Origin of the sequence: Acinetobacter sp. USHLN143, assembly GCF_037145695.1 — a bacterium.
Taxonomy (GTDB): Bacteria; Pseudomonadota; Gammaproteobacteria; order Pseudomonadales; family Moraxellaceae; genus Acinetobacter; species Acinetobacter fasciculus.
Genome location: NZ_JBBCWZ010000178.1, coordinates 1 through 885, shown reverse-complemented (window position 1 = coordinate 885; position 885 = coordinate 1). Strand labels below are relative to the sequence as shown.

Sequence of the window (885 nt, the reverse complement as noted above, 5' to 3'; positions counted from 1 at the left end):
AGATCTCTTGCGAAAGTCGTTATTGCAAGTTCATCCGGTTTACCAGTGCAGCGATTAAGTTAATGCGTAAACCGAATCTTTTCCGTCTATTTCGATAGCGTTCACTTAGTATTCTAAATCTTTTCAATTGACTGTTAATATGTTCGATTACAACTCGTATTTTTCCAATCATTTTATTGTAATTTTTCTCAGCATCAAATAAGGGTAAATTCTTCTTTTTCTTTATTGGCATCAATAATTTAAAGCCATCTTGCTCTAACCCATAGTACCCTAAATCGGTCATAACATAGTCACAATGTTTGAATTTCTTAACTGTTTTTCTTGCCAATTTAATATCATGCTGACTGCCAGACGATATATCTACTCCTATGATTTGTTTGCTCTTCGGATGATAGATCACTTGGGCTTTTAACGTATGTTTCTTCTTTTTACCACTGTAGAACTTACTCTGATTTTTTTTTCGGGCGTTCTATTAAACATTCTGTCGCATCAATAATTACCCAGTTAAATTGTTCGTCTGCTGTGGTAATGCTTCGTTTTGGCAGGGTAAAACGTCTTGATTTCATTAATGCATCTTCAACCTTTTTAATAGTTCGATTCACATTACTTTCAGCGATATGGTAATTTGCCGCCAATTCCAATTGGGTGTTGTAGCTCCGTAAGTAATTGAGTGTTAATAATAATTGATCCTCTATAGCTAAAGTATGAGGACGCCCTAATTTCTTTTTAAGTGATTCTGCTTCTTTTAAAACTTCGACCATTTCACTAAAAACTGCTCGAGGTACACCAACCAAGCGCTGGAATTCAGAATCTGAAAAACGATTTAATTTCTGATATTTCATGAAATCTATATTGAGGCAGTTTTTACTTTCGCAAGAGGTCTAA

The 885-nt window shown here is 34.6% G+C and carries 1 protein-coding gene; it reads right to left on the bottom strand.

The window, feature by feature from the left end; translation table 11 throughout:
* Positions 1-19 precede the first annotated feature (19 nt).
* A protein-coding gene (locus WFH18_RS17535) for an IS5 family transposase (RefSeq protein ID WP_085064288.1) occupies positions 20-842 on the bottom strand; the annotation gives its coding sequence in 2 pieces (ribosomal slippage) (positions 20-460 and positions 462-842; 822 coding nt in all).
* Between the last annotated feature and the right edge of the window lie 43 nt (positions 843-885).